Source organism: Pilosibacter sp. YYHA0881 (assembly GCF_051602715.1).
In the GTDB taxonomy this organism is placed as follows: domain Bacteria; phylum Bacillota; class Clostridia; order Lachnospirales; family Lachnospiraceae; genus Alitiscatomonas; species Alitiscatomonas aceti.
On the sequence record NZ_CP175657.1, the window covers coordinates 1,919,894 to 1,942,963 of the forward strand.

Consider the following 23,070-nt stretch of genomic DNA (forward strand, 5'->3'; position numbering starts at 1 on the left):
CTCCTTTAATTCTTAAGCTTCATCTCGCTGCCCACATGCTCCTCCCAGGCGGAGAAGATCCTTTTTATGACCATGGGACCGATCTTTGAAATAAACACCAGCTGGGACCGTTCAAAGGCCCCGCACGCTTTATAGTCGATCAGGGAGCCAACCACGTCCACCTGGGTCCAGCCCGTTTCTTCAAGATCACAGAAGCCCTTGATCCGGTGTACATCCGGAGCCACCGCTGCTAAAAATTTGTGGAGCTTTTCTTTTCCCACCTGGCCCTCATATTCCATGAACAGGGACTTGGGCTTTGTTTCCACTGAGTTGGTGGTCTCCTCGTTTTCAGCCCACTGGAAGATCCTCAGATCCTTCTGTAAAAAGGAATGGTCCATTTCCCCATTGACGCTCTCGATGATCTCGCATACCGGATTGATCTCCCGGATCTTTTCTGCCACCTGCTCCATCAGACCCGTATCCGCCAGATCTGTTTTTGTAATAACCGCCAGGTTGCAGTGCTTCAGCTGGCGGAAGGCCGTCTCCTCATCCTTAACCTGTTCCAGGAAGTTCACCGCATCCACAAAGCAGATCACGCCCTTAAAATCGTATTCCTTTTCCGAAGCGATCCGCGCCGCATCCAGGATCTCCTGGACATTGGAGGGATCTCCCCAGCCGGAGCTTTCCACAAAAAGATAGTCGAAATCCTGCTGGGCCATGTCCGCCAGGGCCTTGACAAAATTTAGCTTCTGGCAGGTGCAGAAAATAGAGCCCCGGTTGATCTCCACCATCTGGATATCGTCATTCCGCAGGATCGTTCCATCGATCCCCAGCTTCCCGAATTCATTCTGGATGACCCCGATCCGGCTGCCCTTCAGTCTCTCCAGAAGCTTTAATAACGCCGTGGTCTTTCCAGAGCCCAGAAAGCCGGTCAGAACGTACAGCTTTGTATTCACAGTTTCCATTTTTTCCATGTCCTCCTTTTTTCTCTCTTCCTTCCCGCAGCCGCAGACCCTTGTCCCCGCCTCCGGGATCATCAGCCCCTCCGCCGCCCGGCAGATCTCTCCCACTCTGGTCTTATTCAGGGAATAATGGGTCCATTTTCCCTCCCGCCGCGGGATCACAAGCCCCGCGTCGGTCAAAAGCTTCATATCGTGGGACAGAGTCGGCTGCGTAATATGAAATTCCTCCAGAATCTTACAGGCACAGAGCTCGCCTCCTGCCAGCATGTGGACGATCTTCAGCCGCTTGGGATCTGAAAGAGCTTTAAACAGCCTGGCATATTCTGTATAGTCCAAATTTACATATCCCCTTTTACATATAGATTTTTTTCTATGTTTGCATTATGAATTTCATATAGAATTTTGTCAATATGTTTTTTCCAAAAAGGGTTGCTGCAAAGAGAAAGCTGTCCCGCTTTCCTTTTACAGCAGCCCCTCTTTTCACCAGCCTTCTCTTACTTTCTTATACCGGGAGGGCCGGACTGGGGACGGCCAACGGCCTTTCCCTGCCGGGTCCCGGGCCTCTGTCTCCCAGCGCCCCTTCCTGGTCTGTCCCCAGGCCTCTGCCTCCCGGTAAGCTCTCCCAGACCGCTCCCGGTCCTGTTCCTTCCAGGGATCCTCCCGGGACCTCCCCCGGTCTGCCGTTTTCCGGCGTCCTTTCCCAGACCGGCCCCATCCTTCCGCCTTCCGGAACTATTTCCTGCTTCCGGCGCAGCCTTCCCCTTCCCGGATCCGCGCTTTTCAGCCGTCTTCTTCACACTATATCCAAAGGTTCCCAGGCATTCCCCCAGGCCGTAATACCGCCCGTGGGAGTAGGCCATGGGCCTGGCCGCTGACAGGTGGAAGGTGTCCTTTTCATCCATATAGGCTTCATCCACATCCACCGCCACCACCTGGGCCAGAAACATATGATGGCTTCCCAGCTCATCCACCCGCACCACCCGGCACTCCAGGTTCACCGGACATTCCCGGATCAGCGGCACTGACACCTTGCTGGCTTTTTCCTTCGTGAGCCCCATATCTGCCCATTTATCCGTATCCCGGCCCGACCGGACGCCGCAGTAGTCCGTAGCCCGGGCCAGCTCCTCTGTGGTCAGGTTTACCACAAACTCCCCGGTCTCCCGGATCATATGGTAGGAATACCGCTCCGGCCGGATGCTGATGGTCAGCATCGGCGGATTGGTGCACACCGTTCCCGCCCAGGCCACGGTGATGATATTGGCGTTTCCCTCTTTATCGGCCACAGAGACCATGACCGCGGGAACGGGGTACAGCATGTTCCCTGGCTTAAACTGTCTTTTTCCCATAAAATTCCTCCAGCTCCCGCCGCTTACTGCTGCAGCGCCATCATGATCTGGGGGGCCAGCTGCTTCTTTCTGGAAACCACGCCCGGAAGGCTGACGATGCCGTCCATCTCTTCCATCTCCTCGTCTCCAGAGCCATACTCATCTGCCATATGGAAGGCTGTGGAAACAAGCTGCTCGGCTCCCTGGCCCACGCAGATCAGGTCCGTGGACTCTGTCAGGATATTGGTCAGCATGAAGAACATCATATCCGCGTCATGCTGCTCTCTGGCCTTCTCCGTATAAGCCAGCATCCGGGGCTTCAGATTCTCCAGCTCCTCTGAATCCAGAGAGGTGATCTGGCCGATCCCGAACACAGAATTTCCCACCGTGAACCGCTTGAAGTCCTGATAGAAAATGTCCTCGTCCGATTTCCCCTTCAGATTGCTGCCAGCCGCAAACATCTTTTTTGCATACTCCTCAGCATGGATCCCCGCGATCTCTGCCAGAGCCAGGGCCGCCTCCTTATCCACCGCTGTACAGGTGGGGGAACGGAACAGCAGCGTGTCTGAAATAATGGCGCTGCATAAAAGTCCCGCTGTGGTCTTATCGATCTTCACGTTATTTTCCTGGTACATCTGGTAAATGATGGTAGCCGTACAGCCCAGAGGCTGGTTTCTGAAAAATACCGGAGACATGGTCTGCACCGTTCCAAGACGGTGATGGTCGATGATCTCCCGGATATCCGCCGTCTCAATGCCCTCGACGGCCTGGGTCCGCTCGTTGTGATCCACCAGGATGATATGTTTTCCCTTGGCTCCCAGCAGGTTCCGGCGGGAGATCATGCCCAGATATTTTCCGTCAGAATCCAGGATCGGGAAATCACGGTGACGCTTGTTGGCCATGATGTCCCGGATATCGTCGATGGGGTCCTCATCGGAGAAACCGATGATATTTTCCATGGTCATAAAATAGCTGATGGGCATGGACTGGTTGATCAGTCTTGCCGTGGTATATGTATCATAGGGCGTGGTGATCACCGTGCAGCCCCGTTCCTGGGCCAGCTTCCGGATGGTCAGGGAAACACCCGCGCCCTCGCAGACAATGATGCAGCCTGCCTCCATCTCAATGGCGCAGAGCTGGGACTCGTACCGGTTTCCCAGGATCACCAGGTCATGCTTTTCAATATAATTCTCCATCAGATCCGGATTTGCGGCGGCGATCAGGACCTTTCCCTTATCAAAATATGCCTCCGCGTCTCCCACCACAATGCTGCCCTCCAAGGTATCCAGGATGTTGGAATACTTGGTATTGGCCTTGGAAATGATACTGCTGTCATACAGGTTCATGTAGGATTTGGTGATATCTCCGATGGTGATGACGCCCTCTAAAACGCCTTCCTCTGTGACGCAGGGGATCGTCACCACATTGTTTTCCTGCATGAGGCTCCATGCGGTCTTCAGGGAGATGCCCCGGTCCACGCCTTTGGTCTTGCGGATCTCGATATCCTTTACCTGGGTCTTCACGCTTTCCACCAGACGGGGCGCTTCCACCTGGAAAAAATCCAGTACAAACTGCGTCTCCGGATTCACATTTCCAGCGCGGCACGGTTCATAGTCCTTCCCTGTCAGCTTCCGCTTCAGACTGGCGTAGCAGATGGCAGAGCAGATGGAATCCGTGTCCGGGTTCCTGTGTCCGATGACCAGCGTCTTCTGCTTTTCGGTATTTATCATAAATGGTCTTCGTCCTTTCCAATGATTTCATGGTCACATTCCAGTTCTTTCTTAAGTATAGCACACAGGGCAAAAACCGTACACCCGGGAATTTGTACAAAAAACAAAGCAAAACGGGGGCATAATCAGACATGCCCCCGGATATTTATCTAGTTTTTTGAACTGTTACTTTTTCACGATCTGTACCCGGAAATCGCCGGTGCCATCGTAATAATAATCGCCCACGATCTTTAAGCGGTAGCCCGCCGGAACCGTCGTCATCTCTGTACAGTTGATGGTGCCCTTGCCGTCCACAAGGCCTTCGGCCCAGATCTGTCCGGGCGCCCATACCGTATTGTCTTCCTTACAGTAGTATACCACATTGACCCAGCCGCCGGTCTTGGTGTCGTCCTTTACGATACGGACACGCAGCTCGTTGCCGCCGTCGTAATAGTAATCTCCAACGACCTTCAGGTGATAGCCCTTGGGTACTGTGGTCATTTCACTGGAGTTTACATTTCCTTTTCCATTCACAAGGCCCTTGGCCCAGATCTCTCCGGGGGCCCACACGGTGTTGTCCTCCTCACAGTAATATACCACGTTGACTCTTCCGCCCTGGGTCTTCTCCTTAATGACCTCCACCCGGAGCTCATCGCCGCCGTTATAGTAGTAATCGCCCACGACCCTCAGCTTATAGCCCTCGGGCACTGTGGTCATTTCACTGGAGTTCACATTTCCTTTTCCGTTCACAAGACCCTTGGCCCAGATCTCTCCGGGGGCCCACACGGTATTGTCTTCCTCGCAGAAATATACTACATTGACCCAGCCGCCTTTTTTCTCCTGGTCATTGTTGTTTCCGTTTCCATTGTTGTTTCCATTGTGGTGCCCGTTATGATGGCCGTTTCCGTTCTGATGGCCATGGTGATGGCCATTGCCCGGCCAGCGGTCGTCATCATCATCGTCCCAGTCGTCATCATCCCAACGGTCATCGTCATCCCAGCGGTCGTCGTCATCCCAACGGTCATCATCGTCATCGTCGTCATCATCCCAGCGGTCTTCCCACTTGTCTTCCCATTTATCTTCCCACTTATCGTCCCAGTCTCTGGCCAGGGCCTCAATGCTCGTCAGCTGGGTACCTGCGATCATAAAAGCTGCTGCGAATAATAATCCCTTTACATTTCTCTTTCTCATATGATGTCCTCCTTTTATCTGATTTCACGATTTTTTTCTTCTTTATATCTGGATTATAGTATAAAATTTCCATGATTTCAACAGATTGGAAAAGACGTAAGAAAACGTATGAAAAATGTAAAAATGTAATAAAAAAGTAATATTCGTAACATTCTTTCTATGCATTTTTCCCAGCAGCACCCCGTGAACAAAACTTACAAAAGCCACTTACAATAGTTTCATAATCTATTTACAATTTATTCATATTTTGTTCACATATATTTTTTATACTAATTGCATAGAAAAAATTTATTTCTCATCGCCAATATGACAAATTGCACATAGATTTTTCATAATTGCCCCGGCTGTCGCAGCCGGGGTCTCCTCATTTTATCCCAATACCAGCTTCGCAGCCCCATAGATCCCCGCATCGTTTCCCAGTGTAGCCAGGAGAACCTTTGCCTTCTTTGTGGCCATGGGCGATAACTGGTCGTGGTATCTCTGGATCTTTTCGGTCAGAAAGGTCCCAGCCCTGGAAACGCCGCCCCCGATCAGATAAGCCTCCGGATCCACCACCATGGTGATCCCGGCCATGGCCCAGCCCAGATACCGGCAGGAGGTCTCCACTGACTCCAGGGCCAGAGGATCCCCTGCCCTGGCTGCGTCCAGCACGCTCTTAGCCGACAGATTTTTCACTTCCCGCAGAGATGAGGGCCGTGCCGGATCTGCCTCCAGGAGTTTCCTGGCCAGACGGGCGATTCCCGTGGCCGAAGCTGCCTGCTCCAGACATCCGTATCCGCCGCAGTTGCACTGCTCTGTCTCTCCCTCGATCACATGGATATGGCCGATCTCGCCGCCGACGCCCTGCATACCGGACCAGATCTTTTCATTGAGGATAATACCGCCGCCGACGCCCGTTCCCAGGGTGATCATGACCATATTTTTATAGCCGCGGCCGCCTCCCTGCCACAGCTCACCCAGGGCAGCCACATTGGCATCATTGGCGCTCTTTACCGGCATCCCGTCCAGAAGGCCGCTTAGGATCTTCTGGGGATTCATAGCCTTCCAGCCCAGGTTCACGCAGAATTCCACGTGGCCGTCCTCCAGGACCGGCCCCGGAAGTCCCATGCCGGCTCCTTCAAAATCTGCCGTCGAAAGTCCCCTTTCCGCTGCCTTTTTCTTTATGGCCGCCGCAATATCCTCCAGGATATGTGCCCCTCCGTTTTCCTTTCTCGTGGGGATCTCCCACTTCTCCAGGAGCGTTCCGTCCTGCTCAAACATACCGAGCTTTACGGTCGTGCCTCCGATATCGATTCCAATGCATTTCCGGCTCATGACTGATCCTCCCTTTCTCCTGGCCGCCCGCATTCCTTCCTCCCGCTCCTGCGGCCTTTTTCCATGTTTTTTCTGTTCCTTCCATAAAAAGATTCCGGGACCGGATTTCCACATCATCCGGCCCCGGTCCCATACTCTGTATTACAGCGCTTTTACAGTATTGACCACGTTCTCTACCGTAAAACCAAATTTTTCAAACAGCTTTGCTGCCGGAGCGCTGGCTCCGAAGCTCTTCATGCATACATACGCTCCGTCCAGGCCCACATATTTTCCCCATCCGAAATCGGAAAGCGCTTCGATGGCGACTCTCTTTCTTACGGCCCTCGGAAGGACTGTCTCCCTGTACTCTGCGCTCTGCTCCTCGAAAAGCTCCATACACGGCATGGAAACCACGCGTACCTTCGTTCCTTCTGCCTCCAGCTCTGCCTTGGCCTTCACTGCCAGCTCCACCTCGGAGCCGCTGGCAATGAGGATCACCTCCGGCGTGCCCTCGCAGTCGTCGATCACATAGCCGCCCTTTAAGGCCTCCCTGCTGCTGCCCGTGATGGGAGCCAGGTTCTGTCTTGTGAGCACCAGAGCTGTGGGCGTCTTCTCAGAGGATGCGGCGGTCAGCCATGCGGCAGATGTCTCCATTGCATCGCAGGGGCGGAATACCCGCAGGTTGGGCATGGCCCGCAGCATGGCCAGCTGCTCGATGGGCTCATGGGTTGGTCCATCCTCGCCGACGCCGATGCTGTCATGGGTCAGTACAAAGGTCAGCGGAACGCCCATAAGAGCAGAAAGTCTCGCCATGGGCTTCACATAGTCACTGAATACAAAGAACGTGGCGACATAGGCCCGTAAACCGCCGTGGAGCATGATACCGTTTCCGATGGCGGCCATGGCCAGCTCTCTCACGCCAAAATGGATGTTTCTTCCTGCCGAGTTCTCTGCGGAGAAATCGCCCTCGCCCTTCATCTCCGTTTTATTGGAGGGACCCAGGTCCGCGGATCCGCCGATCATGCCCGGGATCTCATCCTTCAGGAGATTGATCATCTTTCCGGATAAGGATCTGGTGGCCTCCGGCTTTTCCTGCTCCAGCCATAATTTTTCATTGTTCATAAGAGAATCCGCATCCACTCCGCTGTGGTACTTCTCCCAGAGCGCTTCCATCTCCGGATATTCCTGGCAGTAGGCTGCAAACATCACGTTCCAGGCTGCCTCTGTCTCTGCCTTTTCCTCTGCCAGCTTTGCAAAGTGGGCATATACCTCGTCCGGTACGAAGAACGGCTCCTCATAGGGCCAGCCCAGGGTCTCCCGCATGGCCTTTACATTGTCCACGCCCAGAGGCTCGCCGTGGGCGCTGGCCTTGCCCTGCTTGGCCGGACAGCCGTAACCGATCTCTGTTTTAATGGTGATGAAGGACGGACGTTCCGTATCTGCCTTTGCCGCCTCGATGGCCAGACCGATGGCGTCTAAGTTGGTGCCGTCCTCTACGGTGATGGTCTGGAAGCCGAAGGCCTTCATGCGCTCCTCCACGTTCTCCCTGAAGGCCAGGTCTGTGCTTCCCTCAATGGAGATCCGGTTGGAGTCATAAAGAACGATGAGCTTGGAAAGGCCCATGGTCCCGGCCAGGGAGAACGCCTCGGAGGAGATCCCCTCCATCATGCAGCCGTCGCCGCCCAGCACATAGGTGTAGTGATCCACCACCGGATAATTTTCCTTATTAAATACGGCAGCCAGATGCTTTTCAGCCAGGGCCATACCCACTGCCATGCCCATTCCCGCGCCCAGAGGGCCTGTGGTCGCTTCCACGCCGACGGTGTGGCCGTACTCGGGATGTCCCGGCGTCAGAGAGCCCAGCTGGCGGAAATTCATGATATCCTCCTTGGTAAGCCCGTATCCGAACAGGTGTAAAAGGGAATACAAAAGCATGGAGCCATGGCCGCCGGAAAGGATGAAGCGGTCCCGGTTCTCCCATTTGGGGTTGGCCGGATTGTGATTCATGTGATTGGCCCAGAGCTCATATGCCATGGGAGCGCTTCCCAGGGGCAGGCCCGGATGGCCGGAATTGGCCTTCTGGATCGCATCAGCGGCTAAAACTCTGATAGAATTGACGGACAGTGCATCGATTGCTTTCATGTCTCTTCCTCCTAAGAACTGTGCTTGTTTTTACATTTGTTTTATTGATGTTAGGGTCAAAAGCTTTTTGACCCCTCTGATATCGGATTGCTCCGCACTATGTGCTCCCGCAATCCTCAAAACCCTCAAATCCGCTCATTTTTCTATGAAAAATGGCTGCTTTTCGGTGTTTTGGCGGGTCTCAAGTTCAAACATCCTCCCGCAAGCAGGCTTGCGTCGGATTTATTGACCTTTTGACCCTGATATCATTTTAATTTTATCTCTTTCATTACCTCGCTCCCGGCCACGATCAGGGAATTTCCATGGTTTTTCCCCGAGCGCACACAGGAAACGGAAAAATCGAACTGGCCCTGGAATTTCAGATGGCCGTCCAGGCTGTATACCCTGCACGATTCCTCATTATACAGGATAACCCGGTCGCCGTCAATTTCAACTCCGGCATAATCGTAGTCAAAGTCCACGGTCCCGGCCAGCTTTCCATCAGTCGTATACACATCCAGGCGGCTGGGGTTGCCGGACCCGTTCTCCACCACGACTCCGGCGTACTTGTCCGAGTAAAAGATGCTTTTGATCTCCTCCTCCACCGGGACCGTCACCACCGTACTGTCCGGGATCACGTTTTTCACTGAAATAAAGGTCAGCCCCTTGTCCGAAAACGCGCAGACCGTTTCCTGGTTCAGGTAAACGACCCGTGCCGCCATTTTATCATCAAATTCCTCTTCAAAGCCTCCGATAAAACGATTATTCACGTTTTTTCCGATTTCTGAGAAATCATAAAAAACGACTTTATTTTTTAAAGTCCCGTTTTTCATGTACATGACCGACATGACGATCTGCTTTCCATCCGGCGACAGGGCGATATCCACTGGATAGCCGTCTCCCGACAAAAGCATTTTGATATTGATGCCCAGCTCTTCCCCATCCTTTTTAAAATAGAAGATGTAGCACGCCGAGCTGTCCTCCACCACAGCCGCCGTGATCCCCCGGGAGGACACAGCCGCCTTTGTAATGGGAAGCTGGGTCTTGGCAACGCCGGTACAGCCGGCCGTGCTGCATATATAGAGCTGGTTTCCCTGCTGATCTGCGATCACCGCATAGTCTCCGTTGACGTTGATGACCGGAGTCTTCATCTCAAAGCTCTGGGTCCAGACGGTCTTTCCCGCTCCGTCAATATAAGAAGCTCCGTCCTTGGTATAGCGGATCATATTCTCGCCAAAATACGCATATTTCACAAATCCGCTTTCGCTGACGCTCTTACTGGGTGTGATCTGGGGCGGCTGGCCATCATCCTCCCCAGCCCCTTCCGGGGCGTTGGCCGCCTCCGGATCCCCATTTTCCGGTGTTCCGTTTTCTCCGGCCTCCGGGGCGTTTTCTGCACTGTTTTCAGCGCCCGTATAGCGCATCGGTCTCTCCCAGGCCACATCGTAGCCGGTATACTCATACTCGCTCTGATATTTATAGAAACAAAAACCGGTCACTGCAAGAAACAGGACTGTCATGACCGTCGTCAGGATCCGCTTTTTCCGCCTTTCCCGATGGACCTGGCGGATCACCTCTTCGCTGTACTCCTCTTCATACCGGGACGGGCGTTCCTCCTGCGGCGGCTGGACAATGTTTCTGCGGAGCTGCCGTTTTTTTGATTCTCTGTCCATAAAACCCATATCATTCATATATTAAATCTCCCGGAAATGCCCATATATTTTTAGTATACACCATTTCGGGGAGATTCGCATTAAATTCTTTCTTAAATTATTCCTTCTCCAGTCACTCCTTTGACGGCAGGATCAGCTTCTGCCCCGCCAGGATCCGGTTCTCATCCTCCAGGCCGTTGAGGCGGCAGAGCTCCGAAAGACGGCTCAGGGTGCCATATTCTTTGAAGCAGATCCCATAAAGCGTCTCTCCCTCCCCCACCTGGTAGATCTCATATCCGTTGGCCCTGGCAGCTTCAAAGTCGATGGCAGGACAGTCCCCAGAGGAAGCGTCTCCCTGGCCGGATTCTGTGGGGGCTTCTGCGGACGGAGCTGTCTCTGAAGCCGGGGCTGTCTCCGGACTGCCGGACGGATGTGCCTCCTTGTCCATTCCAGTCAGCCTCTGGGGCGCTTCCGGAGAAGACAGAGCCGATTCCGGGGCAGAGGAGTCCGAAGAAGCCGTTTCCTGCACAGCCTCTTCAACAAGATCGGAATCTGCCAGAGCCCCGCTCTCCTCTACGGAGGAGCCTTCTTTGGCAGGAGGCGTTTCTGCCATGGTCTCGCCCTCATAGGTCTCCCCGGTCTCTCCCGGCAAAGCCTCTGTGGGATACACGCTCCCGGTCATTTCCTCGATCACAAAATCCGGCTCCTTGGCCTTTTCCTTCCGGTACTCGTCCCAGTCCGTGATACCGGCGGGAAGCACCGAGGTAAGGACGCTTTCCATTTCCCGCATTTTTGAATAATTATTGACCATGACCACGCCTCCGGCCAGGACGGCCACCGAAAGGGCACCGCACAGCATTCCCAGGGCGCTGGTCTTATGGCTCTCCATATCCGCCTGTTCCTTTTTTACCACCATCCGCTGGCGGAAATCCCGGATCACCTTCTCATGGGAGCCTGTCTCTACCCGGCGGACGTCCTTTCTGGTGATCATGTAATCCTGCATCATCTGGTTCCGTTCATAATATACACAGTGGCCCTTCAGACGGTAAAATCCGTCCTCTGAGGTCACATAGATGACCTCCTCGCCCTCCAGGCCATGGTTCAGATACATGAGCTGGTTCTTTCCTGCAAAATACTGGCAGTGTTGCTTCCAGTAATTCAGCGGGCTTAACTGGCTTCCGGGCCCTCCGCAGAGAAACCACCCCTGGATCGTGCGCTTGGGAAACGCTTCCTCCATGGCCTGGTACGCCTTTTTCCATCCGCTTTCTGTAAAGACGATCTTTTCCCCGTCGGTCTCCACATCCTCCATCTCCATGGCCCCGTCCACAAACACATACGGAGTCCCGTCGTACTGTTCCACGCTTCCCAGCAAAAGTCCCACCCGCAGCGTCTGGCTCCCAGACGGGTACAGGCGTTTTAAGTATGTATTGACATAATCCTCCATATAAAAACGGATCACCTGGTCCGGATCTCCGATCTGGCGGATATTTTTCGGCAGTTTTGGAAACGGATTGTATAAGTCTCCCATGGTCTCACCTCGCTATATTCTTCCACGGGAAGGCCGGGCCTGTCCTCCGGTCTTCCCCTTATGATTCAGGTGGAAGTATACCATGGGCCTTTTGCAAAACCTGTCAAAACGGGGCCGGCTGTCCGAAAAAGTTTTCGACACGTTTTCCCAGAAGATTCATGCCCAGGCAGATGCTGCGGCTGATGCAGTCTGCCAGACGCATGACCACAGACAGCCGGACGCTCTGGAGCATCAGCGGGTCCCCGTTCCTCACAGAGCCTACGATACCGGTGATGAAAAGATCCCCTACCGCATCCAGGTCCTTACTGACGCCCAGCCCGGGCTTTAGGGGCCCCCGTCCCAGGGTCACATAGCCCACATGATCCGCGCTGCCCACCGACGCGTCCACAGCCACCACCAGGGCGTCGGGGCATTTTTCACGCAGCTGCTCCATACACGGCTCCAGGTTCATGGCATGGATCGGCTCCTCCAGCGTTCCCAGGACCCTGGCGTTTCTCATGCCATTTTCCTTCAATTTATATCCGATCAGAGGTCCCAGGCTGTCGCCGGTGGACCGGTCCGTCCCGATGCACAGAAACAGGATCTCTGTTTTCCTTTTTTCCTGCATTCCCTCCAGGATCATCATCAGAAGACGGCCCGCAAACTTTTCCGTCTCAAACCCGGCCTTTGTATTATAGTAATAAATCTCATGCCTGCGAAATCTCATGCTCTTCTTCCTTTTCCTTCCTGGTCTTATACGCTATTATAGGCGGACATGGGGAGGAATATACAATAAAAAAGCGGAGGCAGAAATTTATCTGCCTCCCGCCGGAAGTTTTCGCTCTTACCACTCAAAGTGCATATAATCCTTGGTGGAAAACATAGCTCCCCATGTCCATCCATATTTTCCAAATGCCTTTACCACATCGCTGTCACGGCCGATGGAATACGGGTTTACGCCAGGCTCCCATTTATTTCCCACCAGGACCGTGCCGTCCATCCGCACCTGGGGATTCTGGTCCGGATTGATGTCGATGGCCATTCCCGCGCTGTGATAGCTGCCCAGCCCGTTGCCGCGCCAGCTGTAAGCGCCGATGCTCTGGATGGGGAACTGCTCCGGTCCATTGTAGATCTCTGTAAAAATGGCCTTCACCTCGTCCGCGATGCTGCTGAGGACCTGAACCTTATCTGTGCCAGCCGTCTTCTGGCCGTTTTTCAGCCTCCATACCGGGATCTCCACCCATACCATTTCTGCCTGGGCTGCCTCCGGCGTGGGATTTGCCGCGATCCGGTCATACTGTGCGTTTACCTGGTTCCAACGCTCCTCTGTTCTGAGACTGTAATCCTGGTGCACAGCTGAGTAATGATATCCGGCTTTCTCTCCCTCTGACAGCTCCGGATCGTTCTCATACCAGTAAGGATCATATTCATAGTCAAAAAGCCAGCCCCAGTCGTCATAGGAGCTTCCTCCTGTTCCGGAAGAATCTCCCCAGAAGGAACTGTCCCACGAGGAGCCGCTGTTTCCGCCAGAGGATCCGCTTCCACCGGCCTGGCTCTGGACATGGCCGTCCTTTACCCATGCGCCAATGCCGTTTACCTGGCTCCCGTCGGGCGTTCTGGTATTGGTCAGCACATACCCGTTGGAATCAAAATAGAAGCATTCCGAATATCCGTCATTGTCGCTGTCGATCCACTGCCATCCGTTCTTCGTACAGCTTCCATCATCGTTCTGATACCATCTGCCGCCCCCGTCGGTCCTCCAGCTTCCGGCAAACGCCGTTGTGCTCATGGCCGCCGCCATGAGAGCCGTCATTGTCATCATCCGTACCGTATCCACTTTCATCCTTCTGCCTCCGTAGCTTTTACCTTTGTATTTTCATCCTCACTTTTACTGCGGTGTCCCCTGGCGGTCCCGGCTTTTGAACACAGTGACTGCCTCGCTGATATTTCTCGCCTCTCCGGCGCGGATAAAGCCCTCCAGGGCCTCCAGCCGCTCCATGGTCATAAATTCTTTTCCTGTATAGGCTTCAAAATTCTCCGCTGTATACAATGTTTTTTCCTTCAGCTCCGTTCTCACGGCCTTAAGCTCCTCCACGGCCTTTGCCAGCTCTCCCTGAAGGCGGTCGATCTCCGGTTTGTTGCTTTCCATGATCTCATCCGAAAGGATCGTCTTTGTGACTGTGTCAAAGGCTGCCAGGGCCTCCTTTTTCTTTTTATTGGTCTGGAGCAGGTCCTGGTCCAGCTGGGCGATCTCGTCGTCGAACTTTTCCAGGTTGTAGACCGCATCGTTTTTATCTCTGCGGATGGTCCTTGCAATGGCTTTCATCTGCTTTTTATTGGCCTGGATCCGGTTCCTTATGCTGCGTCCCTCCCGGAGGGCATCCATATGCTTCATCTTGGTGGAATTTCCTATCTTCACATAAACTCCGCCGAAGATCAGGATATCTGCCAGATAGATCAGGATCAGATACCAGGTCTTCCGTTCTGGGACCGCAAAATAAATGCCGCAGGGAACCGCCAGGAAAAATATCAGCAGCGCCAGGAGCAGGATCCCCATTTCCTTCAGGCCCCTGGTAAAATAAAGGGAATAGTATAAACCTCCGGCACAGTACCCCGGTACATGATTGGCCCGGAACAAGGTCCGGATCCGCCCCTTCAGCTCTTCGTTTTCCTTTGACAGGCTCTGGGTATCTTCGGCGATCCGGCCCTTTACGCCCTGGTTCCTCGCCTTTTCCCGCTTTGCCTTAACCTTTTTCAGCTGATCCTCCGTTTTTCCAATCTCCGCGTCATAGCTCCGGGCGATCTCCTCGCCGCGGGCCTTCACTGTTCTGGCAATGGTATCCGCCACAGCCTTTTCCCTGGTCCTCAGCTGGTCCTCCAGCGTCTTCTCGCTTTCCTCCAGGCAGAGTTCCCTTTCTCTTAATTGTTCCAGTTCCTGTACAGCCTGCTTTGCACCGGCAAAAAAGGCAGTGTAATCCGTGATCGGCAATGCCATCTTTTGTCCTCCTGGATCGTTTGTTTTTGTTTCCGTGCGTCCTTATTGAACCGCAGGAACCTGCATACATATAGATTACTACATCTTTTCGGTTCGTACAAGGTAATATCATCAAAAAACACTTTAAAATCACCGGATCCCTTGTTATAATTGCCTGTATCACCATTGACATGGGCTCTTATTCCTGCCCGACGTAGAAAGGAGACCTTTTATGTTCCGTATGTGGGGAAAGCTCTGGAAGGACAATCATCTGCTCCGGGATACCGTGGCCGCCAACGGGGACTACTCCATGTCCCGCACTGCCATGGTCTTTCAGGCTTTGGATGAGATCTGCCGCGAATTTGACCTGGGCCAGCCCATCTGGCTGGATTCCAATATAAAAGACTTTAAGCTCCACGATAAGACCAGGTTCACAAGGGACAGCTTCATCGAGGAGATCGATTTTGATTACCTGGAGATCCATGTGATCGAAGAGTAGCCGGGAAGCAGCTTCCCGGAAAGCCTGGGACTGGCAGTTTTCCCGGGACCTGGTGAAAAAGAGGCTCATTTGCGGGCTTCTTCACCTGCGGTGGGACAAATGAAAAAATACTGGCGGCAGCTGCAGGAGATTTCCCCCAGGCTGACGCCAGTATTTTTTTATGCGTTCATGCTCCTACTTACAGTCTCTTTAAAAGAGCTTCCCTGGCTTCCTCATAGCCAGGCTTTCCAAGAAGAGCAAACATATTTTTCTTGTAGCTCTCCACACCCGGCTGGTTGAACGGGTTCACACCCAGAAGATATCCGCTGACGCCGCAGGCAAATTCAAAGAAGTAGAAAAGCTGGCCAAGGCTGTATGCATCCTGGGACGGGATCTTTACCATAAGGTTTGGAACGTTTCCGTCGGTATGGGCCAGGATGGTGCCATTCATGGCGCTCTTATTGACGAAATCCACAGTCTGGCCCGCCAGATAATTCATTCCGTCTGTATCCACGTCCTCCTTCTGGAGCACGATCTCCGCCGGAGATTCCTCTACGCTTAATACTGTCTCAAACATGATACGGGCTCCGTCCTGGATAAACTGGCCCATGGAATGGAGGTCTGTGGTCAGATCCACGGCGGCCGGGAAGATACCGCGCTGGTCCTTGCCCTCGCTCTCGCCGTAAAGCTGCTTCCACCATTCAGAAACGTAATGCAGGCTGGGCTCATAGTTGGCCACGATCTCCACCTGCTTCCCTTTTCTTAAGAGGATATTGCGGACTGCGGCGTAAAGAAGGGCCGGGTTCTTTTCATATTCAGCTTCCAGAGCCGTCTTTCTGGCCGCTGCCGCGCCTTCCATTAACTGGTCGATGTCTGCGCCGCTGACTGCGATGGGCAGGAGTCCCACTGCCGTGAGAACGGAGAAACGGCCTCCCACATCGTCCGGTACTACGAAGGATTCATAGCCCTCTTCAGTGGCCAGGTTCTTTAAGGCTCCCTTCGCCTTGTCTGTTGTTGCATAGATCCTCTTATTGGCCTCTTCCCTGCCGTACTTTTTGATCAGCATATCCTTGAACACGCGGAAGGCAATGGCCGGTTCCGTTGTCGTACCGGATTTGGAGATGATATTGATGGAGAAATCTTTTCCTTCCAAAACATCCTGAAGGTCCTTGATATATTTGCTACTGATGCTGTTTCCCACAAAATAGATCTCCGGAGTCTTTCTTTCTCCCTTGGGCAGCACATTATAAAAGCTGTGGGATAAAAATTCAATCGCCGCCCGGGCGCCCAGGTAAGAGCCTCCAATGCCGATCACCAGCAGCACATCGGAATCGCCCTTGATCTTTTCTGCCGCCTTTTTGATCCTGTCAAATTCGTCCTTATCATAATCCACCGGCAGATCAATCCATCCAAGGAAATCATTTCCGGCTCCGGTCTTTTCCGTAAGAACCTCTTTCGCCCCAAGAACGGCTTTCTTCATATTTACAATCTCTTCTTCACGGATAAAACCGGCTGTTTTGGAATAATCAAATACCAGTTCTCTGCTCATAGCCTCATTCTCCTTTTCTTGCGTGAGATAAATTTCATACATATATTTTAATTATACCATTGAGTTAAAGCCTTGACAATCCTGCCGCCGGATTTTCTGGCGGATTTTCCCATGTTCCTCCAGGAAAAATCTGCCCGGAGGATGTCATAGAGCCTCATAAAGCCTGGGGGCTGTTAAGCGCCTGAAGGCACACCGCAGGGTCTAAGGCCCGGCAGGATTCCTACGGACTTCCCGCCGGATCTCTCCGCCATGTACGCCTCTTATGTAAGATACTCCTGCAAAATATCTCCCAGCAGCTTCAGATCCTCCGGCTTCAGCTCCTTTTTGGCTCTCTGAAGCCCCTCCTTTTCTGTCTGCCTGGAGGATGGCTCCTCCCGCTTTCCGCCTTCTCGTCCAGCAGCGATCTGATCCAGGCTCTCCCTCAGATATTCAATGCTGCGCGCCAGCTCGTCCCCATTCCGGTCCTTGTCCCGTTCCTCCCTGGGGCTGCTCTCCCCGGATCCTTCTTCCTTCCGGTCCTCCCCCTTTTTCCTGGATAAAACAGAAAACCGGGCTCCAGTCCTCTCTCCCTGGGCGGCTCCATTTTTTCCCCCAGGCGCTCCCGCTGGTTTTTCTGTACGGGAATGGCAGGTCCTGTCACGCAGCTCTTCCTTTTCTTCCTTCGGGCCGGTCTCATTGCTGGCTGCGGTTTCCTCCACAGCCTTTAATCCCCTTCTTCCCAGGTCCCTGAAGCCGGGACCCGCTGCCGGGACGATCCGGTTTTTCCTGTCTGCCCGTTCTCCCTCTGCTGCCTTATCCACATTTTTATAAAAATGCGGAGAGTTTTCCACATAATCCACCAGACAGTCCATCAGCTGCTGGCGTTTTACGCCAATGTTGACCCCGTTGTCCACCAGCACCATGAACAGCCCCGACAGGATCCCCATGGTCCCATAAAGCACGATATAATAGGAATCGCACCTGTACCAGTAGGACCCGAACGCAGCCACGCCGCCGATCAGAAAGCACAGGATCATGGTCTGCACGGAAAAATTGTCCCAGTCATCCAGAGAGATCTTCATAAAACGGAATCCGTAGACCTGTTTTTCTATGTACGCAGCCGGATTGCGGAGTCCATGGCTCAGAAGGAACATATTTTCCGTCTTCTGCTTCAGCGCCCTCAGATTCCGGTTCTTCGTCAGCGCCATGTTTCCGGTTTCTTTTATTAATCTTTTGTAGAGGTTCCCTGTCACAAGCTTGCTTATGATTCCCAGCGCACATACGGCTGCCAGAACATAAAGCACTTTCCCAGTCTGTAAAAATTGTAACATAAAAAGCTCCCCTTTCTTCGTCCAGATGTTTCCAGATGATGGTTCCCATTATAACCACTTAGAAACTTTTTGAGAAGATTGAGAAGCCGAAAATCGTTCGTCAAATTCCGGGAAAATTCGGGGCTTAAGAGGTTGAGAAGCCTCTTAAGCCCTGTATTTTAAAGTTCTTCCAGCATTGCTGCCATAAGGCGGACCGAATGCTCCACGGCCTTTGCCTCAAACTCACTGTAATCCACATTCGCGCTGTCATCCGCCTTATCGGAAATGGCACGGACGATCAGATAAGGGATCTGATTCAGATATGCCGCCTGGGCGATCGCCGCTCCCTCCATCTCCGTACAGTAGGCGTCAAAGGTATCCCGGATCCAGTTCTTTTTTTCACGGCTGTTGATAAACTGATCGCCGCTGGCCACGCGGCCGCAGAAGGTCTGGATATCGGGATTGGCCCTCTGGCAGCACCTGACGGCCACCTCCCTTAAATGGGCATCTGCCGGAAACTCCTTGATCCCCATCTGCGGGATCTCTCCCGGCTGATACCCAAAGCCTGCGGCATCCACATCATGCTGGACCGCATCCGTGGCCAGGACGATATCCCCCACATTGACCTCATTTCTAAGAGAACCTGCAATTCCAGTATTTATGATCCCGCTCACATGATACCGGTCCACTAAAATCTGGCTGCATAGGCCGGCGTTCACCTTGCCGATCCCGGAGCGGACCACGACCACAGCCTTTCCTTTAATGGTTCCCTGGTAAAATGTCATCCCTGCCACGGTCTGGATCTCCGGATCCTCCATCATCTCACGGAGTTTTTTCACTTCCACATCCATTGCTCCAATAATTCCCAGCATCTTCCTTGTCCTCCTGTAAACTTTATACGTAATACTTGTCGTAACCGTTCAGCCATGCGGAGATATTAACGGGAAAATGCGTTGAAAACTTGTTTTCATCAGCATTTTCCCGTTAATATCTCCATAGGGCAGACGCCCGGCGCTTCTTGGCCGCTGTAAGCGGTCAAGAAGATGCATGGATGAACTGTTATTAATTGTCCTTATTATACGGAATCAGATCTGGAAAATCAAGGCGGAGTTCATTTTGGCAGGTTTGCCAGGGAAATTACAGCCGTTCAGCAGGAATAGATTTCTTTGCTTGACAGGACGCCCCATGGCTGAGTATAATCGGATTTGCAGACAGTCATGGGAAATTTTTCATTCCCCTTATTTATATTCAGGAGGTATTTCCAATGGTTTATACGACCCAGGGCACATGTTCCCGCCAGATTACTTTTGATGTTGTAGACAATAAGCTGACCAATGTCCGCTTTCTCGGCGGCTGCTCCGGCAATACCCAGGGAGTTTCCAAGCTGGTAGAGGGCATGGATATCGACGAAGTGATTAAAAGAACCGACGGCATCCTTTGCGGCGCCCGCCCCACTTCTTGCCCCGATCAGCTCGCCAGGGCATTAAAGCAGTACAAAGCCCAGCAGAATTCCTAAACCAGGAAAGCTTTGCGGCATCTGACAATAAGGATTTAGAAATGTCAAAAGCCTGGAGTCCCATTTCTCCAGGCTTTTTTTCCAGTTCATTTTTTAGAGAGGGATTGTCATTCCGGCATGACCTTCCAAAACGCCAATCCCTTGTCCGTTCTGTTGATGAGAAATATATTTTTGTATTGTCGTATCGTAATGATCCCCATAGATCATCTCCCTTCAAAAATATGTATTTATATAATTAGGCCTAAATTATATACAGGATTAATTGGAATTAGTCTTTGGTGATGAGAACGCCGTGGGTTTCAGTTGCACAGCCCTCAATCTCATCTCCGATTTCTACCATGTGAAGGCCGCGGGCGCGGTAATAGCGGTTAGTCGCAACATTTTTAATGGTGATAGTATCTGTCATCATTGAGAGTTCTCCGCCCTCTTCCTCTTTAGTACGTTCAAACTCCCAGTAATCAACTTGAACCCAATCCTGTCTTCCCTCATCCCATTGATCCAAGAAAACAGTATGGCGAATTCGATCTACATTTACATGTGCAAATGTATCTACACAAATATAGATGCTTCCATTCTCTTGGTTTGTTATTTCTAAAATACCATTTGAAAGGAACTCTCCCCTTGATGGATACCAGATGACATCTTTAGAAAACTTTTCGTCTGGGCCTAGCAATATACTCTGGTTATGATGTCCTGGTACGGTATCCCATGTCAGTTCTGCCGCATATGATATGGATGTAATCCCCAACACAGCAGTTAAAACGAGCATAATTAAAAATACACCTTTCTTCATTATTTTCCTCCTTTGTATTGTCTATATTAATGATAACGTTTAAAGGAATCTATTTGTGACCAAAATTTAAAAATAAATTATATTTTTTACTATTTTCTCGAATTCCTCCTGTGGAATTTTCCCACTCAGTAAATAATATGTATCTTCATAATAAAATTTTGCCTCGTACTCCGTCTCCGCTTTTCCTAATTGATTTTCCTTAATTTCAATTTCTTGATTTATCCATTCATTTACTACTTTTTTGGTTTCTCGCTTTCGATCTGACTTTACTATAACAGAGGAAGATTTATCCTTCTTTCCCTGTACAAAATATACTTTACCCCCATTATATTCGAATTGAAGAACTGCTCGATTTTGGCTAATTATAAGGTCCCGCAATACAAGATTCGAAGGAACATACCCTAACTTTACCATTGTAATATCTAATTCTTCATTAATTCGTATATATGCCTCTTCTAGCTGGCTCATCTCCACCTTGTTTCTATCATTATTGAAAATAAGGTCATCGACGTTCCCTTTCCATCCCCTAAAAAAATAATTCTTCTCCCCCACTGCCGTCACGCCCAGTGCTCCGACAAACACAGCCACCAGCGCGGCCACAAGAAATACCTTCTTTTTCCCAAGTCGCCGTATCTTTTTCTTATTTTTATCCGTTCCATCTGCACCCATTCCGCCTCCGGCGGCATCCATACCAGGCACAGTCATATTGTCCTGTACCGCATCCTCAGACAGATTTTCCTTTTCCCGCTCTTCCCTCTCCATTTCCATGAACCGCCGGAACATACGCTCTTCGGCTCCGGGGAACTCTGAAGCATCCAGAGAAGCCTCCGCTTCTTCCAGCTCCTTTAAAAGCTGCTCGTCGGTTGCCCCATATGCTGTCTGAAGACATTTTTTCAGTTTTTCATCTTCCTGTCTTTCTTTGTCTGTCATGACTCTGACCCCTTTGCTTTCCATTGGCGATTTCTTTTTTGGGGTTGACAATTCTTCCCCAATCGTTACTATTAAAATAGCTGTGACTGTCTGACGCTGTATCCCAGACATCCGGCAGCCATAAAACAATCAATGTGCATGAAAAATCCATGGAGGCAATGATTTATGAAAACCATTATACTCACCGGCGGCGGCACTGCCGGTCATGTTACCCCAAATCTGGCTCTGATCCCTTCCCTGAAGGAGGCCGGATATGAGATCCGTTATATTGGCTCCTACAATGGGATCGAACGAAAGCTGATCGAAAACGCAGGGATTCCCTATGATGGTATTTCTTCCGGAAAGCTGCGCCGTTATTTCGATCTTAAAAATTTTTCCGATCCCTTCCGCGTCCTGAAAGGATACGGAGAGGCACGGAAGCTCATTAAAAAATATAAACCGGACGTACTTTTTTCCAAAGGCGGCTTTGTTGCGGTTCCTGTGGTCCTGGCAGCAAAGCATTATCATGTTCCCACTATTATCCATGAATCCGATATGACTCCGGGTCTTGCCAATAAGCTTTGCATTCCCTCAGCAAAAAAGGTCTGCTGTAACTTCCCGGAAACCCTTAAGTATCTTCCCGAGGATAAGGCGGTGCTTACCGGATCTCCGATCCGCGCCGAGCTGCTGAAAGGGGACCGTCTGGCCGGTCTCCAGTATACCCATCTTTCAGCAGCCAGGCCGATCATCCTGGTCATCGGCGGCAGCCTTGGCTCCGTAAAGGTAAACCAGGCTGTACGCAGTATTCTCCCACGGCTCCTAGAGAAATTCCAGGTGATCCACATATGCGGAAAGGGGAACCTGGACGAATCCCTCATCGGCACAGCCGGTTATGTCCAGTATGAATACGTTGACAGTCCCTTAAAGCACCTTTTTGCGGCTGCCGATCTGATCGTATCCCGTGCAGGCGCCAACTCCATCTGCGAGATCCTGGCTTTAAGGAAACCCAATGTCCTGATCCCTCTGTCTGCTGCCGCCAGCCGGGGCGATCAGATCCTCAATGCCCGGTCCTTTGCCGGACAGGGATTCTCTGAGGTCCTTGAAGAGGAACAGATGACCGATGATACTCTGTTAAACGCCATCACGGATACCTACGAAAACCGGCGTAAGTTCGTAGAGGCCATGGAAAAAAGCCACCTGAACAATGCCGTTCATACTATTATGGAACTGATCCAGGCCGTCCAGTAAGGCTGCAGACGCTACTGGAACTGTTCCCACAGCCCCTTCAGCTTTTCTTTAAACACTTTCTGGCTCTTGAAATCCTGGAACGACAGACCTCCTCCGTGATTCCAAGAGCCCTGCTTATTTCTGGGATAGAACGTTCTTCAATAAAATACATCCTCACCGGCTCTCTCCAGATATCCTTCAGACCGTCGATCGTGTCGCGGATATATTGGCAGTTTTCATTGCTGACTACCGTTTTGTCCACTGCATTGCCAGCACGATAGCTGATCTTATCCAGCTCTGTCTCACAATCCTCAATGGCGGCGATATCCGTCGGGGCCGCTTTTCTGTGATAATCCATGCATTTATTGTATACAATCCTGACCAGCACCTTTTTTATTTCTGGCTCTGTCATCTTTTCCAGGTAACCACCCTTATAACAAGACCAGAATGATGCCATTACGATATCTTCCACATCATCATATGGAACGCCCTGTTTTCCAGCAAAGCTCATGAACACCCTTGAATACTTTTCCATTAGCTTTTGCAGCAGTTCAATGCTATTCTGCGGCATATCTTCTCCCTAAGTAAACCATCCC

At 51.7% G+C, this 23,070-nt stretch carries 19 protein-coding genes and 2 pseudogenes; 3 read left to right on the forward strand and 18 right to left on the reverse strand.

What is annotated here, in order from left to right; translation table 11 throughout:
• Nucleotides 1–5 precede the first annotated feature (5 nt).
• From ACI6NM_RS08850 to ACI6NM_RS08905, 12 genes and pseudogenes are all read right to left on the reverse strand, one after another.
• Entirely contained in the window at nucleotides 6–944 is a 939-nt protein-coding gene (locus ACI6NM_RS08850) for a GTP-binding protein (RefSeq protein WP_262427158.1), read from the reverse strand.
• Between the two features lie 153 nt (nucleotides 945–1,097).
• A pseudogene (locus tag ACI6NM_RS08855) lies at nucleotides 1,098–1,208 on the reverse strand (ArsR family transcriptional regulator); the annotation flags it as partial.
• A gap of 494 nt (nucleotides 1,209–1,702) precedes the next feature.
• Nucleotides 1,703–2,287 (reverse strand): annotated as a pseudogene (locus ACI6NM_RS08860) (flavin reductase family protein); the annotation flags it as partial.
• A gap of 23 nt (nucleotides 2,288–2,310) precedes the next feature.
• Nucleotides 2,311–3,996, reverse strand: a complete 1,686-nt coding sequence (locus tag ACI6NM_RS08865; RefSeq protein ID WP_262427123.1) for a putative manganese-dependent inorganic diphosphatase — start codon at nucleotides 3,994–3,996, stop codon at nucleotides 2,311–2,313.
• 165 nt (nucleotides 3,997–4,161) lie between these two features.
• Nucleotides 4,162–5,166, reverse strand: coding sequence for a hypothetical protein (locus ACI6NM_RS08870; RefSeq protein WP_262427122.1), 1,005 nt, complete (start codon nucleotides 5,164–5,166; stop codon nucleotides 4,162–4,164).
• A gap of 369 nt (nucleotides 5,167–5,535) precedes the next feature.
• On the reverse strand, nucleotides 5,536–6,480 hold the full coding sequence (locus tag ACI6NM_RS08875; RefSeq protein ID WP_262427121.1) for an ROK family glucokinase: 945 nt from the start codon (nucleotides 6,478–6,480) through the stop codon (nucleotides 5,536–5,538).
• A gap of 141 nt (nucleotides 6,481–6,621) precedes the next feature.
• Complete coding sequence (gene tkt / locus ACI6NM_RS08880; protein WP_262427120.1) at nucleotides 6,622–8,601, reverse strand: transketolase; 1,980 nt, start codon at nucleotides 8,599–8,601, stop codon at nucleotides 6,622–6,624.
• Between the two features lie 245 nt (nucleotides 8,602–8,846).
• On the reverse strand, nucleotides 8,847–10,271 hold the full coding sequence (locus ACI6NM_RS08885) for a DUF5711 family protein (RefSeq protein WP_262427119.1): 1,425 nt from the start codon (nucleotides 10,269–10,271) through the stop codon (nucleotides 8,847–8,849).
• Between the two features lie 94 nt (nucleotides 10,272–10,365).
• Nucleotides 10,366–11,760, reverse strand: a complete 1,395-nt coding sequence (locus tag ACI6NM_RS08890) for a LysM peptidoglycan-binding domain-containing protein (RefSeq protein WP_262427118.1) — start codon at nucleotides 11,758–11,760, stop codon at nucleotides 10,366–10,368.
• 103 nt (nucleotides 11,761–11,863) lie between these two features.
• Nucleotides 11,864–12,466: a spore protease YyaC gene (gene yyaC, locus ACI6NM_RS08895; RefSeq protein ID WP_262427117.1), complete on the reverse strand. Its 603-nt coding sequence runs from the start codon at nucleotides 12,464–12,466 to the stop codon at nucleotides 11,864–11,866.
• Nucleotides 12,467–12,583: 117 nt separating this feature from the next.
• A complete protein-coding gene (locus tag ACI6NM_RS08900) occupies nucleotides 12,584–13,582 on the reverse strand; it encodes a M15 family metallopeptidase (protein WP_262427116.1) in 999 nt (332 codons plus the stop codon).
• 45 nt (nucleotides 13,583–13,627) lie between these two features.
• Nucleotides 13,628–14,734 (reverse strand): hypothetical protein, encoded by a 1,107-nt coding sequence (locus tag ACI6NM_RS08905; protein ID WP_262427115.1) that lies wholly within the window; start codon nucleotides 14,732–14,734, stop codon nucleotides 13,628–13,630.
• 211 nt (nucleotides 14,735–14,945) lie between these two features.
• On the opposite strand from ACI6NM_RS08905, the gene ACI6NM_RS08910 reads away from it, so the two are divergent.
• Nucleotides 14,946–15,212 (forward strand): hypothetical protein, encoded by a 267-nt coding sequence (locus ACI6NM_RS08910; protein ID WP_022272123.1) that lies wholly within the window; start codon nucleotides 14,946–14,948, stop codon nucleotides 15,210–15,212.
• Between the two features lie 178 nt (nucleotides 15,213–15,390).
• Here the strand turns inward: ACI6NM_RS08910 and ACI6NM_RS08915 are convergent, their stop codons facing one another.
• The 3 genes from ACI6NM_RS08915 to ACI6NM_RS08925 form a co-directional block, all read right to left on the reverse strand.
• Nucleotides 15,391–16,740: a glucose-6-phosphate isomerase gene (locus ACI6NM_RS08915; protein WP_158358723.1), complete on the reverse strand. Its 1,350-nt coding sequence runs from the start codon at nucleotides 16,738–16,740 to the stop codon at nucleotides 15,391–15,393.
• A 260-nt stretch (nucleotides 16,741–17,000) separates the two neighbouring features.
• Nucleotides 17,001–18,050, reverse strand: a complete 1,050-nt coding sequence (locus tag ACI6NM_RS08920; protein WP_022272121.1) for a hypothetical protein — start codon at nucleotides 18,048–18,050, stop codon at nucleotides 17,001–17,003.
• A 158-nt stretch (nucleotides 18,051–18,208) separates the two neighbouring features.
• Nucleotides 18,209–18,901 carry a 5'-methylthioadenosine/adenosylhomocysteine nucleosidase gene (locus tag ACI6NM_RS08925; RefSeq protein WP_022272120.1) on the reverse strand — a complete coding sequence of 231 codons (693 nt, stop codon included), beginning with the start codon at nucleotides 18,899–18,901 and terminating at the stop codon, nucleotides 18,209–18,211.
• Nucleotides 18,902–19,293: 392 nt separating this feature from the next.
• Between ACI6NM_RS08925 and ACI6NM_RS08930 the strand changes: the two genes are divergently transcribed.
• Nucleotides 19,294–19,545 (forward strand): TIGR03905 family TSCPD domain-containing protein, encoded by a 252-nt coding sequence (locus tag ACI6NM_RS08930; RefSeq protein WP_022272119.1) that lies wholly within the window; start codon nucleotides 19,294–19,296, stop codon nucleotides 19,543–19,545.
• Between the two features lie 268 nt (nucleotides 19,546–19,813).
• Here the strand turns inward: ACI6NM_RS08930 and ACI6NM_RS08935 are convergent, their stop codons facing one another.
• Both ACI6NM_RS08935 and ACI6NM_RS08940 read right to left on the reverse strand, forming a co-directional pair.
• Entirely contained in the window at nucleotides 19,814–20,338 is a 525-nt protein-coding gene (locus tag ACI6NM_RS08935; RefSeq protein WP_262427114.1) for a DUF6147 family protein, read from the reverse strand.
• 66 nt (nucleotides 20,339–20,404) lie between these two features.
• Nucleotides 20,405–21,268, reverse strand: coding sequence for a DUF4367 domain-containing protein (locus ACI6NM_RS08940; protein ID WP_337811021.1), 864 nt, complete (start codon nucleotides 21,266–21,268; stop codon nucleotides 20,405–20,407).
• 165 nt (nucleotides 21,269–21,433) lie between these two features.
• Between ACI6NM_RS08940 and ACI6NM_RS08945 the strand changes: the two genes are divergently transcribed.
• Nucleotides 21,434–22,495, forward strand: coding sequence for an undecaprenyldiphospho-muramoylpentapeptide beta-N-acetylglucosaminyltransferase (locus ACI6NM_RS08945; RefSeq protein ID WP_262427112.1), 1,062 nt, complete (start codon nucleotides 21,434–21,436; stop codon nucleotides 22,493–22,495).
• Between the two features lie 37 nt (nucleotides 22,496–22,532).
• Here ACI6NM_RS08945 and ACI6NM_RS08950 read toward each other — a convergent pair whose 3' ends face one another.
• Nucleotides 22,533–23,045, reverse strand: coding sequence for a sigma-70 family RNA polymerase sigma factor (locus ACI6NM_RS08950; RefSeq protein ID WP_438500851.1), 513 nt, complete (start codon nucleotides 23,043–23,045; stop codon nucleotides 22,533–22,535).
• Nucleotides 23,046–23,070 lie beyond the last annotated feature (25 nt).

Coding starts and splice junctions, on each gene's coding strand:
- ACI6NM_RS08920 (WP_022272121.1), bottom strand. CDS start 18,050: ATGTTACAATTTTTACAGACTGGGAAAGTGCTTTATGTTCTGGCAGCC.
- ACI6NM_RS08885 (WP_262427119.1), bottom strand. CDS start 10,271: ATGAATGATATGGGTTTTATGGACAGAGAATCAAAAAAACGGCAGCTC.
- ACI6NM_RS08870 (WP_262427122.1), bottom strand. CDS start 5,166: ATGAGAAAGAGAAATGTAAAGGGATTATTATTCGCAGCAGCTTTTATG.
- ACI6NM_RS08930 (WP_022272119.1), top strand. CDS start 19,294: ATGGTTTATACGACCCAGGGCACATGTTCCCGCCAGATTACTTTTGAT.
- tkt (WP_262427120.1), bottom strand. CDS start 8,601: ATGAAAGCAATCGATGCACTGTCCGTCAATTCTATCAGAGTTTTAGCC.
- ACI6NM_RS08865 (WP_262427123.1), bottom strand. CDS start 3,996: ATGATAAATACCGAAAAGCAGAAGACGCTGGTCATCGGACACAGGAAC.
- ACI6NM_RS08950 (WP_438500851.1), bottom strand. CDS start 23,045: ATGCCGCAGAATAGCATTGAACTGCTGCAAAAGCTAATGGAAAAGTAT.
- ACI6NM_RS08915 (WP_158358723.1), bottom strand. CDS start 16,740: ATGAGCAGAGAACTGGTATTTGATTATTCCAAAACAGCCGGTTTTATC.
- ACI6NM_RS08935 (WP_262427114.1), bottom strand. CDS start 20,338: ATGAAGAAAGGTGTATTTTTAATTATGCTCGTTTTAACTGCTGTGTTG.
- ACI6NM_RS08875 (WP_262427121.1), bottom strand. CDS start 6,480: ATGAGCCGGAAATGCATTGGAATCGATATCGGAGGCACGACCGTAAAG.
- ACI6NM_RS08910 (WP_022272123.1), top strand. CDS start 14,946: ATGTTCCGTATGTGGGGAAAGCTCTGGAAGGACAATCATCTGCTCCGG.
- ACI6NM_RS08945 (WP_262427112.1), top strand. CDS start 21,434: ATGAAAACCATTATACTCACCGGCGGCGGCACTGCCGGTCATGTTACC.
- ACI6NM_RS08850 (WP_262427158.1), bottom strand. CDS start 944: ATGGAAACTGTGAATACAAAGCTGTACGTTCTGACCGGCTTTCTGGGC.
- ACI6NM_RS08905 (WP_262427115.1), bottom strand. CDS start 14,734: ATGGCATTGCCGATCACGGATTACACTGCCTTTTTTGCCGGTGCAAAG.
- yyaC (WP_262427117.1), bottom strand. CDS start 12,466: ATGAGATTTCGCAGGCATGAGATTTATTACTATAATACAAAGGCCGGG.
- ACI6NM_RS08900 (WP_262427116.1), bottom strand. CDS start 13,582: ATGAAAGTGGATACGGTACGGATGATGACAATGACGGCTCTCATGGCG.
- ACI6NM_RS08940 (WP_337811021.1), bottom strand. CDS start 21,268: ATGACAGACAAAGAAAGACAGGAAGATGAAAAACTGAAAAAATGTCTT.
- ACI6NM_RS08925 (WP_022272120.1), bottom strand. CDS start 18,901: ATGCTGGGAATTATTGGAGCAATGGATGTGGAAGTGAAAAAACTCCGT.
- ACI6NM_RS08890 (WP_262427118.1), bottom strand. CDS start 11,760: ATGGGAGACTTATACAATCCGTTTCCAAAACTGCCGAAAAATATCCGC.